Raw genomic sequence first — 12,392 nt, forward strand, 5'->3', positions numbered from 1 at the left:
CGGCGGCGCCACCACATGCTGGACCGAACGGTACAGAAGCACTTCAAGATTGCCATTCGCGCCGCGGGCATTTACAAGCAAGCCGGAAGCCACACCTTCAGGCACAGTTTTGCTACGCGGCTTCTGGAAGCGGGCTACGATTTACGCACCATCCAGAAGCTGCTCGGGCATTCCGATGTCCGTACCACCGAAATCTACACCCATGTTGTCCGTAAAGGTGGGTTTGGTGTGCGTAGCCCGGTCGACGAGGCCTTTTAATAAAGATCGTCCGTTCTGGCGGCCAGAATGAAATCATTTTTGTGCAAACCGCCGATTTTATGAGTCCACCACCGCACGGTGGCTTTGCCCCACTCCAACAAAATCGCGGGGTGATGGTTTTCAGCTTCGGCCAGGTCTGCCACTTTGTTGGTGAAGGCCTGCGCTTCCACAAAGTTTTTGAAGGTGAATATCCGGCGTAACTGTTCCTCACCATCTACCATCACATCTTCCCAGTCGGGGATCTTGCTCAGCAGTTCCTGCTTCTCCTGGCCGGTCACTTTGGGTGCATCTGCTCGGCAGGCTTCACAGGCTTGTTGGCTTAATTTTGTCATGGCTTGTCCTCCTATCGGGTTGTTGTGTTCAGCGTGGGTGGCGTGAGAGGTTTTATCAAGGGGGTAGTTGAAATTTCGCCTTCACAAGAATACTGTATATATAAACAGTATTCGGATATTTATCATGAGTGAACTGCTCAGCAACCTTCTGCAAGATGCCCGTATCTGGCAGGGCCACAAGCACAGAAAAACCAATCAATCGGCGGAGCTTACCGGCTATCCGGCGCTGGACAACCAGCTTGGCGGCCTTGGTTGGCCACGAGGTGCTTTGAGTGAATGCCTGCTCGATACCTGTGGCATTGGCGAGTTGCACTTGGTACTGCCCTTGATGCAAAGGGTAACGGCCGCCGGCAAGACCATTTTCTGGCTGAACCCGCCGCACACACCTTACGCTCCTGCACTTACCCGAGAAGGGGTAAACCTGGACCACCTGGTGATGGTCAACACCCGGGATCAAGGAGATTTTTTATGGACCATGGAAAACTGCCTTCGGTCTCCGGTAACCGGGCTGGTGCTTGCCTGGCCGGGCAAGCTCGCCAGCCGTGATGTCCGGCGCCTGCAACTGGCTTCCGAGGCTGGCGGCAATGTATGTGTGCTGTTCCGAAACCGCCGGTTTACAGAGCAGAACTCTCCGGCGGCATTAAGGCTGGAACTGATACCAGGCGAATATCAGGAGCTCAAAGTAAACGTTCTCAAGCGCCGCGGGAGCTGGCCGGGGCAGCGTTGTTCGATCGCGCTTGAGCATCGAGCAAATATTCCCCCCGAGGACTCACCCCGTGTTGTTCAGGGGCCCTGGCCCAGGGCCGGGAATTAACCCTATGCTCTGGCTTTATCTGCACTTTCCCAATCTGTTGCTGGACCATATCCGCAGAAGCCAGGATGCCATCGGCGCCCTGGCGATTGTAGACAGTGCCGGGCAAGGCGTTGTCCAGGCTTGCCCCACCGCCCGGGACCTTGGCATTAGTCCTGGCATGCGCCTGAAAACAGCGCTCGGCCTCGCTCCGGATATCAACATCATGCGGGCAGACACAAATCAGGAAGCCTGGTTACTGGAGAACCAGGCCCGCTGGCTGTACCACTATGCCGCCCATATCACACTGGCCCCGCCGGATGGCCTCTGGGCAGAAGTCAGTAGCCTGCAGAAATTGTATGGCGGTTTGCCGGCGATTTGGCAAACGGTGGAGCAAGCATTAACCGAACGCCAGCTAACGGCCTGGGTGGCCATAGGCCATACCCCGATGGCGGCTCGCTTGCTGGCCCATACCGGCAAAGGCGAATGTAAGGCAGACAAAGGCCATATTCTGACAGCTCTTGGCAACCTGCCGTTACTGGCTGCAGGCTTTGACAAGAAATCCTGCACCCGCCTGCAGCGCCTTGGCCTGAACACCCTCGGCGAGGTATTTGCCCTGCCCACAGCCGAACTGGCCCGGCGGTTATCGCCCGAGCTGCTGGTTATTGTCCAGAAAATCCAGGGCACCCGGGCCGATCCCAAAGCGCCCTGGCAGCCACCCCATACGTTCCGGCAGCGGGCAGATTTTATTCAGGAAGTGGAGTATTCCCAGGGGCTGATGTTCTCGCTGCGGCGAATACTGGCCGAGCTGGAAGAAGATCTTTGTTGGCGCCAACAAGATACCGATACCCTGCTGCTGGCACTGCAACACCGCCATGAAGAACCCACCCGCCTGCGCATCCGCACCACCGGGCCGGAACACCGGGCAGAGGTTTTCCAGAAGCTGATACAGCTAAAGCTCGACAAGCAACCGCTACGGGCTCCGGTCATCGGCCTTGTTTTGGCGGTGAAGCGCTTTACTGGCCGGGAAGCGCCCGGCGGTCAGGACCTTCTGGGTGAAAACCAGGATCTGAACGAAGCCTGGCATACACTGATCAGCCGCCTGCAGGCCCGGCTGGGTGAACAGGCACTCAAGCAACTTGCCCCCAGGGATGACCACAGGCCGGAATGTGCCTGGTCTGCCAGTGAGGTACAAAAATCGAGCAAACGCCAGGCAAGTACCTCGGCGCAACTCCCCCACCGCCCCTTGTGGCTGCTGAAAGGTCCACGGCCACTGCCACAAACACCGGTGGCCTGGCATTCCGGCCCGGAACGTATCAGCGGCGGTTGGTGGGATGGCCAGCGAGTACACCGAGACTACTACATTGCCCAGTTACCGGGCGGCGAACTGGCCTGGGTGTTTCGGGATGTTCACGATGGATGGTTTATACATGGATGGTTTGGTTAATGGCAGGCGGCTACGCAGAACTCTTCTGTTTCAGTAATTTCACCTTTCTCACCGGGGCCTCGCACCCCCATGAATTGGCAGAGCGGGCCCTGGAGCTTGGCTATGATGCCATCGCCATCACCGATGCCTGCTCAGTGGCGGGCATCCCGCGAGCCTGGGCCGCCCTGAAAGACAGCCCGGTAAAACTGATCACTGGCAGCTGGTTTGAGCTGGAAGATGCCCCGGCCGGCGCGGCCACGCCCCGCTTCATCCTTCTGGCCCAGTCTCGCAAGGGCTACGGCCAGCTGTGCCAGTTGATCACCACCGGCCGGCGCCGGGCCGAGAAAGGCCAGTACCAGCTGTTCGCGCGGGATATCGAAACTCACGAGCTGGACAACTGTTTATGCCTTTGGCTACCACCTTCATCGTCGGCTGCCAGATACGAGCAAGCCGAGGCTTGTGGCGAGTGGTTGCAACGTTTGTTTGAACATCGCCTGCGTATTGCCGCTACCCGCACACTGGAAGCAGGCGAAGAGCAACAACTGGCTCGCGTCCGCAAGTTGGCCGGGCAGCTTAGGCTTGCCATTGCTGCAACCGGCGAAGTACACATGCATGCCAGGGAACGCCAGCCCCTGCAAGATGTGCTCACAGCCCTGCGCCACCACTCCACGGTCGATAATGCCGGCCATTGCCTGTTTCAGAACGGCGAACGTTACCTGCGGCCGCTTCCGGTACTACAGCGCCTGTTCCCTCAGGCCTGGCTTCAAGAAACCATAAACATTGCCAGCAACTGCCGATTTGAACCCGGCAGCCTGCGCTATGAATACCCACCAGATCTGGTACCCGCCAAAGAACTCCCGGCGGCCTACCTCAAACGTCTGACCCAGGAAGGTGAAAGCCGCCGCTATCCCGAGGGCACACCTATGAAAGTCCAGGCGTTAATCCGCAAAGAGCTGGGTATGATCTCGGAGCTCAACTACGAGCATTACTTCCTCACCATCCACGACATCGTGGCCTTTGCCCGTAGCCGAGGCATTTTATGCCAAGGGCGAGGATCAGCCGCCAACTCGGCCGTCTGTTACTGCCTGGGCATCACCGAAGTGAACCCCGCCAAGGTGGATCTGCTTTTCGAGCGTTTCATCTCGAAAGACCGGGACGAACCACCGGACATCGATGTAGATTTTGAACACCAGCGTCGCGAAGAAGTTATCCAATACATTTACCAGCGCTATGGCCGGGAACGGGCGGCTCTGGCTGCTACAGTGATTCGCTACCGCCCACGCAGCGCGATCCGGGATGTCGGCAAAGCCCTGGGTTTTGATGCTGCATTGGTGGAAAAGCTGTTGGACGGCATCGACTGGCGCGACAAAGCCACCGACTGGCGCCAACAGATTATGGATAAAGGGCTCACCCGCAACCCTAAAGTGGCGGACCAGTTTTTTACCCTGGTGAACACCCTGCTCGGCTTTCCGCGCCACCTGTCCCAGCATGTCGGCGGTTTTGTCATCAGTGCCGGGCCACTGTCCGAGCTGGTGCCGGTAGAAAACGCCGCCATGGCAGATCGCACCGTGATTCAATGGGACAAAGACGATCTGGAAAGCCTGGGCCTGATGAAAGTGGATGTACTGGCCCTGGGCATGCTCACCGCCATCCGCAAGGCGCTGGAACTAATCAGCGATGAAAGGGGCCAAACGTTCACCATGCAGGATGTGCCTCAGGAAGATCCAGCCACCTACGCCATGCTGCAAAAAGGCGACAGCATCGGCGTGTTCCAGGTGGAGTCCCGGGCCCAGATCAACATGCTCCCACGCCTGAAACCGGAGACCTATTACGACCTGGTTATCGAAGTGGCCATCGTCCGCCCCGGCCCGATTCAGGGCGACATGGTGCACCCTTACCTGCGCCGAAAACATGGCCTGGAACCAGTAGAATTCCCCAACGACGAGGTGCGTCAGGTGCTGGAACGTACCCTGGGCGTACCTATCTTTCAGGAACAGGTCATCAAACTGGCCATGGTGGCCGCCGGCTTCAGCGCCGGTGAGGCCGACAAACTGCGCCGCGCCATGGCGGCCTGGAAATCCCATGGCGATCTCACCCCGTTCCGGGACAAACTGATCAACGGCATGCTCGAGCGAGGCCACGGACCAGACTTTGCCGAACGCCTGTATTTGCAGATTTGCGGCTTTGGCGGTTACGGCTTTCCGGAATCTCATGCCGCCAGCTTCGCCTTGCTGGTGTATGTCTCCGCCTGGATCAAGCGCCACTATCCTGCCGCCTTCTACTGCGCACTGCTCAACAGCCAACCCATGGGCTTTTACTCCCCCAGCCAACTGGTGCAAGACGCCCAACGCCACACCGTGGTCGTACTCCCGCCAGACGTCAACTACAGCCACTGGGAACACACTTTACAAGGCCCGGAAAAACAACTGCGCCTGGGCTTACGAATAATCCAGGGCCTCTCTGTGAATGGCGCCAAAAGCATTCATCAGCACCGTCCGGACAACGGCTATCAATCCGCCGCCGAGCTGCGTGCCTGCGCACGCCTCAATCAGCGCGACATGGAACTCCTCGCCGGCGCCAACGCCATGCCCGGTTTCACCCGCAACCGCCACCAGGCCTACTGGCAACTACTGGAACACGAAGCGCCTGCCGAGCTCTTCGCCAAAGAAGCCATAGCCGATTACCAACCCAAGCCTTGCGATCTGTTACCAGAACCCACTGAAGGCCAGAGCGTACTCGCCGACTACAGCAGCCAGGGCCTCACCCTGCAAAGACACCCTTTAGCCCTGCTACGCGAACAAGGCCACCTGCGTTTCTGCCTCACCGCCGACCAACTCAAAACCACCCGCCCCGGCATCCCCGTACAAGTTGCTGGCCTGGTCACCGGCCGCCAGCGCCCCGGCACCGCCTCCGGCGTCACCTTCGTCACCCTCGAAGACGAAACCGGCAACGTCAACGTCGTGGTCTGGCTCGAAACCGCCCGCCGGCAACGCAAACCGTTACTCACCGCCCGGTTATTACATGTGAAAGGAGTTATCGAAAAAGAGGGAGACATCATTCATGTGATGGCCGGAAAACTGTCTGACCTGAGCCACCTGATTAACTCGTTACCGGTCAGTTCCAGAAACTTTCACTGAACGCCCTGAACGCCCCAAACGCCAACAACACGTACTCATAATCTTTAGCAGCTGCCAGCTCGGAAATTTGAAGCGCCAGTGTGGGACTGCTTTCCAAAAATCTCGGAGGCCATGGATGGCCGGAGCGAAGCGCACATGGATGTGCTCGTAGCGTTTTTTGGAAAGCAGTCCCACACTGGTGCCACCCCCAAAATCGCAGGCTACTGGACACAAACTCCCAAAGTCAGAAAAAAGAAAACCCCGCCGAAGCAGGGTTTTCTCAGTGCAATGAGTGAGAACAATCAGCCAAGCAGCTTGATCATCACACCCGCTGCAACCGCAGAGCCAATAACACCGGCCACATTCGGGCCCATAGCGTGCATCAGCAGGAAGTTCTGCGGGTTCGCTTCCAGACCAACCTTGTTGGATACCCGCGCCGCCATCGGCACCGCAGAGACCCCCGCAGAACCAATCAATGGATTAATGGGATCCTTCGTCAGCTTGTTCATCAACTTGGCCATCAAAACACCGGTGGCGGTGCCAACCGCGAAGGCCACCATACCCAGAACCAGAATGCCCAGAGTCTGAGCATCCAGGAACCTGTCGGCCACCAGCTTGGCACCAACAGACAGCCCCAGGAAGATGGTTACAATGTTGATCAAAGCATTCTGAGCGGTATCGTTCAGGCGCTCTACCACACCACACTCACGCATCAGGTTACCGAAGCAGAACATACCAAGCAGCGGTGCCGCATCTGGCAGGAACAGAACCACCGCAATCAGAACCACAAGCGGGAAGATAATCTTCTCTTTCTTGCTGACCGGGCGTAGCTGCGACATCTTGATGGCGCGCTCTTTTTGAGTGGTCAGTGCTTTCATGATCGGTGGCTGAATCATCGGGACCAGCGCCATATAGGCGTAGGCCGAAACCGCGATTGCGCCAAGCAGATGCGGCGCCAGCACGCTCGATACATAGATCGATGTCGGACCGTCTGCACCACCAATGATACCGATAGCAGCCGCTTCAAGAATGGTGAACTCAAGAACACCGGCCCAGTCCAGCAGCGCCGCACCGATGACAGTGCCGAAGATACCAAACTGCGCAGCAGCACCCAGCAGCAGAGTCTTCGGGTTAGCCAGCAGAGGACCGAAATCGGTCATTGCGCCAACACCCATAAAGATCAACAGCGGCCCAACGGTTGTGCCGATCACAATCATGTAGAAGCTGTGCAGCATGCCGTGGCTATAGCCAAACCCCTGAGCAATTGAGCTCGCCGCACTCACCGTTGCATACCCCCCTGACTGATATGCCTCCTTGAAGGCTTCTTTAATCTCGGGAGTCACCGCTTGTCCAGCCTGATAAGGCACATCCAGCGTAGACGCCAGAGCTGCCAACACATCCGGCCTGGCAAAGTGAATAGCGTTCTCAGCCGCAGACAAAGCAAGTCCTGCCTCCGGAATGTTCGCCAAAATGCCACCGAACCCGATAGGCACCAGCAATAACGGCTCAAACTTCTTGTTGATCGCAAGATAGAGAAGCACAAGCCCGACGATGATCATCACCACCTGGCCAGGCTGTATATTGAACAGGCCACTACCTGTCCACAACATCATTAACTTTTCCATGGAATGCTGGCCCTTATCCGATTGTCAGCATTTCATCATCAACGGAGACGGCATCCCCCTCCTTGATGAAGACTTCACCAATGGTCCCGGCTCTGGGTGCACGCACCTCAGTTTCCATTTTCATGGCCTCGAGAATAATCATAACGTCACCTTCTTCGACGGTATCACCCGGAGAGACCATCACTTTCCAGATGTTACCGCTCAGGGGCGCGCCAACAGGCTCACCGTCTGTGACCGCAGGTGCGGAGCCGGCAGAAGCGGCAGGCAATGCAGCAGCTCCCCCCTGACCTTCGATCTGGCTGATTTCACCCCCTTCTGAAACCGCGACCACGAACTTCTGGCCATTCACCTCTACGGTATAGGTTTCCGGGCCTGCGGCTTTCTCAGCCACAACCAGATCACCGGCACTTGGCACGGGCTCGAAGGCATCCGAGTTACCACGGTTTTCCAGGAACTTCAGACCAATCTGCGGGAACAGAGCGTACGTGAGTACGTCGTCTACTTCCTGCTCGGCCAGCTTGATGCCTTTCTCTTTGGCCAGATCTTTGAGCTCGGCCGTCAGCTTGTCCATTTCTGGATCAATATTGTCGGCCGGGCGGCACGTAATGGCTTCTGCACCATCAAGAACGCGCTCTTGCAGCTCTTTATTGAACGGAGCCGGAGCGGCCCCGTACTCACCCTTGAGGATGGCAGAGGTTTCCTTGGAGATAGACTTATAACGCTCACCCGTCAGTATGTTCAGCACCGCCTGGGTGCCTACGATCTGGGACGTCGGGGTAACCAGCGGAATAAAGCCCAGGTCTTCACGCACTTTCGGAATCTCAGCCAGTACTTGATCGAACTTATCGCTCGCGTTCTGCTCTCTCAGCTGATTTTCCATGTTGGTCAGCATGCCGCCCGGCACCTGAGCAATCAGGATACGAGAATCAGTGCCTCTAAGGCTGCCTTCAAACTTGGCGTACTTCTTACGAACGTCACGGAAATAGCTGGCAATTTCTTCCAGCAGGTTCAGATCAAGCCCGGTATCACGCTCGGTCCCTTCCAGAATGGCAACCACGGCTTCTGTGGGCGAATGGCCGTAAGTCATACTCATGGAGGAAATGGCGGTATCCACATTATCGATACCGGCTTCCGCTGCCTTGATGGCGGTCGCGGTAGACATACCGGTCGTGGCGTGGCACTGCATGTGGATCGGAATATCCAGCTCTTTCTTAAGACGGCTGACCAGATCAAAAGCCACGTAAGGCTTGAGGATGCCCGCCATATCTTTAATGGCAATGGAATCAGCACCCATATCGGCAACTTCCTTCGCCAGCTCTACCCACATCTCTATCGTGTGTACCGGGCTGGTGGTATATGCGATGGTGCCCTGGGCATGCTTACCGGTTTTGCGCACAGCTTTGATGGCAGTGGCCATGTTCCGAGGATCGTTCATCGCATCGAAGATACGGAATACGTCTACTCCGTTTTCGGCCGCCCGTTCAACAAACCGCTCTACCACATCATCCGCGTAATGCCGGTAACCCAACAGGTTCTGGCCGCGCAGCAGCATTTGCTGGGGCGTGTTGGGCATGACTTTTTTCAATTCGCGAATGCGCTCCCAGGGATCTTCGCCCAGGTAACGAATACAAGAGTCAAAAGTGGCACCACCCCAGGATTCAAGAGACCAGAAACCGACTTTGTCGAGTTTCTCGGCAATTGGCAGCATGTCGTCCAGCCGCATCCGGGTGGCAAGCAGGGATTGGTGGGCGTCTCGCAGAATTACGTCCGTAATCCCCAGCGGTTTCTTCGTGTCAGTCATCGTGTCAGCCTTCTGTTAAAAGGTTCTAATCGTGCGACGGGTCACTTCTTGTGGCGTGCCCGATATTGTGCAATTGCTTTTTTAATGGCCTCGGCGGTGTCAGGGTCAACCGACGCGGGCGCCTTAGGCTTGGCACGTGGCGTTTTAGCCGGGGTTGCCGGCTCTGGCGGCGCAAACCGTACTATGAGTTTGGACATGAGGAGTGTCGCGAACACCAGAATAACCAGGAACGAAAACACAAAACCCATTCCAGCAATCATTAACTCGACGGCTTGTGACATCAGCTCATTCATATCAAACAGCTACCTGTATTGATTTGTGAGATTTCCCCGTTCAACCAATCCGGCCACCTAGACCTAAGTCTAGTGGCTAAGACGATCAAATCGGGAGGCAAAATCCTCCGTAATTTACCGGTTTCATTGATCAGGAGCAACCTGAAGAGCATATTTCTATAGGGACTTTCCGAGCGATCCCCTGTTTTTTTGGCGTCTTGAACAAAAATTCGCCGAACGCCGAATCAAGCAAACCGAACCCTGATTTTCCGCCCTTTTACTTTGCCGCTCTCCAGCCGTGCCAGCGCACGGTCAGCCCATGCTGCCTGGACAGCCACAAAGCACTGAAAATCGAACAGGTCAATCTTGCCAACAGCCGTGCCCGGAATACCAGCATCACCAGTTAATGCACCCAACACATCCCCGGGGCGCACTTTCTCTTTCCTGCCACTGGCCAGGCACAATGTCTTCATGGCTGGCCGCACCAATCGAAGCGGTTCCGCCATAAGATCTCCGGTATCACCCCATTCCACCGCGCTGCCCCGGATCGATTCCAGGCGCGAGACTTTATGGCCATGTCTGGGTGTGCAAAGAGTCACGGCATGCCCTTGCTCACCCGCTCGACCAGTTCGGCCGATGCGATGGGTGTGCACTTCCGGATCACGAGCAGGCTCGGCGTTGATCACCAGGGGCAATGCCTTTATATCCAGACCGCGGGCAGCAACATCGGTCGCCACCAGAACCGTACAGCTCTGGTTGGCAAATTTGACGAGCGTACCGTCGCGATCCTTCTGATCCAGGTCTCCATGCAAAGAGAGCGCTGCAAAACCCAACTCCTGAAGCTGGCCGGTAAGGTCATCGCAGTCGCGCTTAGTAGTGCAGAAAATCAGTGACGAAGCTGGCTGATAACGCGATAACAGCGCTGCGATTGCCTCTACTTGCTGGTTTGGAGCGATTTCATAGAACAGCTCCGAAATGCTACCTTCGGCATGTTGAGCTTCTACCCTCACATCTTCCGGGTTCACCTGGAAGCGCTCACTCAGTGTGCGGATAGGGGCTGGCCAGGTTGCCGAGAACAGCAAGGTTTGCCGGGAAGACGGTGTTTGCGCAAGAATCGAGGCAACCACTTCCTCGAAGCCCATATCCAGCATCCGGTCGGCCTCATCCAGCACCAGAGTATTCACGTTATCCAGAGCCAGAGTGCCTTTCCGGATATGGTCGTCGATTCGCCCGGGCGTTCCCACAATGATGTGGGCACCGTGACTAAGCGAGCCAATCTGCGGCCCAATTGAAACACCGCCGCACAAGGTCAGAACTTTGACATTCTCTTTCGCCCTGGCCAACTCACGCAGTGCTTTTGCCACCTGATCTGCCAACTCTCGCGTCGGGCAGAGCACCAGTGCCTGTACCGCAAAACGTTTGGGTTGCAGTCGTTCGATCAGAGGAATGCCAAAGGCAGCGGTCTTTCCGCTACCGGTCTGAGCCATGGCGATTACATCCTTACCCGCCAAAGCGGGCGGTAAGGCTTTAACCTGAACTCCGGTAGGCTGAGCAAAGCCCAATCGGTCGAGATTGGTCAGCATGGACGATGAGAGGCCAAGCTCTTTAAAAGAAGACATAGAAAAATCCGTGGGGTAAGAAATCGTGGGTTATTGAGCCAGCACTGACGGCGTATACTAGACAGATATTTACTAAAGTTTATCACGAATCCACGGAGTCACTGATGGCGTCTTTGCAGGATCAACTACTCAAAGCCGGACTGGCCGACGAGAAAAAAGCCAAAAGCATTCGCAGCGAGAAGCGCAAGCAACGCAAACAGCAACCCAAAGGAACAGTTCAGGTCAATGAAGCCGAAGAGCGTGCCCGCAAGGCTCGACAGGAAAAAGCCGAGCATGACCGGCAACTGAACCTCGAGCGCAAGAAAGAAGCCGACAAAAAAGCCATTCAGGCCCAGATTCGTCAACTGGTTGAAACCAATCGTCTGAACCGCAGTCGCGGCGAAACGTCCTATCAGTTTGTCCACGACAAGAAGATCAAAAAGATCTTTGTGGACGACAAGATGGTGGACCAGCTGTCTCGTGGGCGCCTGGCAGTGGTATTTATTAACGGTGAGTACGAGCTTGTGGCTGAAGCTGTTGCCCGTAAAATTATGGAACGAGACGCGGCTGCGGTGGTTGTGCTGCATGATCGCCAGGCAGAAGACCAGGGCGACGACGATCCGTACGCCGGTTACGAGATCCCTGACGATCTGATGTGGTAAACCCTCCGCCCTGCCCGGAAATAGGCGACGACGGTATCTTCAAAGTCATGCGCACCAATTTATTATGGGCGCATGACTGAATGGTCCCCGGCTGCCCTTTCAGTGCAGCTTGTGCCGATCAAATATCTCTCTGATCTCACGTTCTGCCTCTTCTGGCACAATCACCTTAACCAGCTTGTTGTCCTCATCAATGTAGATATTATCCCGAGGAATTCCCGAACCAATCAGATCATCCCAAGTATTCTTGGCCTGATCATGATTTTCATAGGCACCATTGATCGTTTTGTTCATGGAGAACCTCTCTGACAAATGTCTGGGTTACACCATATAGAATAGGCAGCAGGTCTGTTTTGTACAAATATCGCGCAACCGGGACGGGTCAGGAAAAGACAGGTGGCGTTAATGCAAAACGCCCCAAACTGTGGAGTGCACAGAATGAGGCGCTTTGACTTTCATTTGGCGCGGCTGGGAGGATTCGAACCTCCGACCGCCTGGTTCGTAGCCAGGTACTC

Annotated in this window: 11 protein-coding genes; 5 read left to right on the forward strand and 6 right to left on the reverse strand. The window is 56.2% G+C overall.

The genetic code is table 11. The annotated features are described in order from the left end of the window. Positions 1-258, forward strand: a 258-nt coding sequence (locus IBX51_RS12405; RefSeq protein WP_291831589.1) for a tyrosine-type recombinase/integrase, incomplete at its 5' end; no start/stop codon positions are given. On the opposite strand, the gene IBX51_RS12410 is transcribed toward IBX51_RS12405, so the two are convergent. Beyond that, entirely contained in the window at positions 255-590 is a 336-nt protein-coding gene (locus IBX51_RS12410; protein ID WP_291831590.1) for a 4a-hydroxytetrahydrobiopterin dehydratase, read from the reverse strand. The two genes, IBX51_RS12405 and IBX51_RS12410, sit on opposite strands and share 4 nt — an antisense overlap. 124 nt (positions 591-714) lie before the next feature. Here IBX51_RS12410 and imuA point away from each other — a divergent pair, with 124 nt between their 5' ends. Genes imuA through IBX51_RS12425 form a run of 3 tightly spaced genes read left to right on the forward strand, consistent with a single transcriptional unit; the run spans position 715 to position 5,943 of the window. Then, a complete protein-coding gene (imuA, locus tag IBX51_RS12415) occupies positions 715-1,404 on the forward strand; it encodes a translesion DNA synthesis-associated protein ImuA (RefSeq protein WP_291831591.1) in 690 nt (229 codons plus the stop codon). A gap of 4 nt (positions 1,405-1,408) precedes the next feature. Next, a complete protein-coding gene (locus IBX51_RS12420; RefSeq protein WP_291831592.1) occupies positions 1,409-2,827 on the forward strand; it encodes a DNA polymerase Y family protein in 1,419 nt (472 codons plus the stop codon). Continuing rightward, positions 2,827-5,943 (forward strand): error-prone DNA polymerase, encoded by a 3,117-nt coding sequence (locus tag IBX51_RS12425; RefSeq protein ID WP_291831593.1) that lies wholly within the window; start codon positions 2,827-2,829, stop codon positions 5,941-5,943. Before IBX51_RS12420 ends, IBX51_RS12425 begins: the two co-directional genes overlap by 1 nt. A gap of 281 nt (positions 5,944-6,224) precedes the next feature. Here IBX51_RS12425 and IBX51_RS12430 read toward each other — a convergent pair whose 3' ends face one another. The 4 genes from IBX51_RS12430 to dbpA all read right to left on the reverse strand — a co-directional run bounded on the left by IBX51_RS12430 (position 6,225) and on the right by dbpA (position 11,239). Next, complete coding sequence (locus tag IBX51_RS12430) at positions 6,225-7,547, reverse strand: sodium ion-translocating decarboxylase subunit beta (RefSeq protein ID WP_291831594.1); 1,323 nt, start codon at positions 7,545-7,547, stop codon at positions 6,225-6,227. 13 nt (positions 7,548-7,560) lie between these two features. Then, complete coding sequence (oadA, locus tag IBX51_RS12435) at positions 7,561-9,348, reverse strand: sodium-extruding oxaloacetate decarboxylase subunit alpha (RefSeq protein WP_291831595.1); 1,788 nt, start codon at positions 9,346-9,348, stop codon at positions 7,561-7,563. Between the two features lie 41 nt (positions 9,349-9,389). Then, entirely contained in the window at positions 9,390-9,641 is a 252-nt protein-coding gene (locus IBX51_RS12440) for an OadG family transporter subunit (protein ID WP_291831596.1), read from the reverse strand. A 224-nt stretch (positions 9,642-9,865) separates the two neighbouring features. After that, entirely contained in the window at positions 9,866-11,239 is a 1,374-nt protein-coding gene (gene dbpA, locus IBX51_RS12445; protein ID WP_291831597.1) for an ATP-dependent RNA helicase DbpA, read from the reverse strand. Between the two features lie 104 nt (positions 11,240-11,343). Between dbpA and IBX51_RS12450 the strand changes: the two genes are divergently transcribed. Continuing rightward, positions 11,344-11,880, forward strand: a complete 537-nt coding sequence (locus IBX51_RS12450; RefSeq protein WP_291831598.1) for a DUF2058 domain-containing protein — start codon at positions 11,344-11,346, stop codon at positions 11,878-11,880. A 99-nt stretch (positions 11,881-11,979) separates the two neighbouring features. Here IBX51_RS12450 and IBX51_RS12455 read toward each other — a convergent pair whose 3' ends face one another. Then, positions 11,980-12,171: a hypothetical protein gene (locus IBX51_RS12455; RefSeq protein ID WP_291831599.1), complete on the reverse strand. Its 192-nt coding sequence runs from the start codon at positions 12,169-12,171 to the stop codon at positions 11,980-11,982. Positions 12,172-12,392: the final 221 nt, after the last annotated feature.

It is taken from the genome of Marinobacter sp. (assembly GCF_014859525.1).
Classification (GTDB): Bacteria; Pseudomonadota; Gammaproteobacteria; order Pseudomonadales; family Oleiphilaceae; genus Marinobacter.

Excerpts from the sequence above, each read along its gene's own strand:
- dbpA (WP_291831597.1), bottom strand. The coding sequence starts at position 11,239 with ATGTCTTCTTTTAAAGAGCTTGGCCTCTCATCGTCCATGCTGACCAAT.
- IBX51_RS12410 (WP_291831590.1), bottom strand. The coding sequence starts at position 590 with ATGACAAAATTAAGCCAACAAGCCTGTGAAGCCTGCCGAGCAGATGCA.
- IBX51_RS12440 (WP_291831596.1), bottom strand. The coding sequence starts at position 9,641 with ATGAATGAGCTGATGTCACAAGCCGTCGAGTTAATGATTGCTGGAATG.
- IBX51_RS12420 (WP_291831592.1), top strand. The coding sequence starts at position 1,409 with ATGCTCTGGCTTTATCTGCACTTTCCCAATCTGTTGCTGGACCATATC.
- IBX51_RS12425 (WP_291831593.1), top strand. The coding sequence starts at position 2,827 with ATGGCAGGCGGCTACGCAGAACTCTTCTGTTTCAGTAATTTCACCTTT.
- oadA (WP_291831595.1), bottom strand. The coding sequence starts at position 9,348 with ATGACTGACACGAAGAAACCGCTGGGGATTACGGACGTAATTCTGCGA.
- IBX51_RS12455 (WP_291831599.1), bottom strand. The coding sequence starts at position 12,171 with ATGAACAAAACGATCAATGGTGCCTATGAAAATCATGATCAGGCCAAG.
- imuA (WP_291831591.1), top strand. The coding sequence starts at position 715 with ATGAGTGAACTGCTCAGCAACCTTCTGCAAGATGCCCGTATCTGGCAG.
- IBX51_RS12450 (WP_291831598.1), top strand. The coding sequence starts at position 11,344 with ATGGCGTCTTTGCAGGATCAACTACTCAAAGCCGGACTGGCCGACGAG.
- IBX51_RS12430 (WP_291831594.1), bottom strand. The coding sequence starts at position 7,547 with ATGGAAAAGTTAATGATGTTGTGGACAGGTAGTGGCCTGTTCAATATA.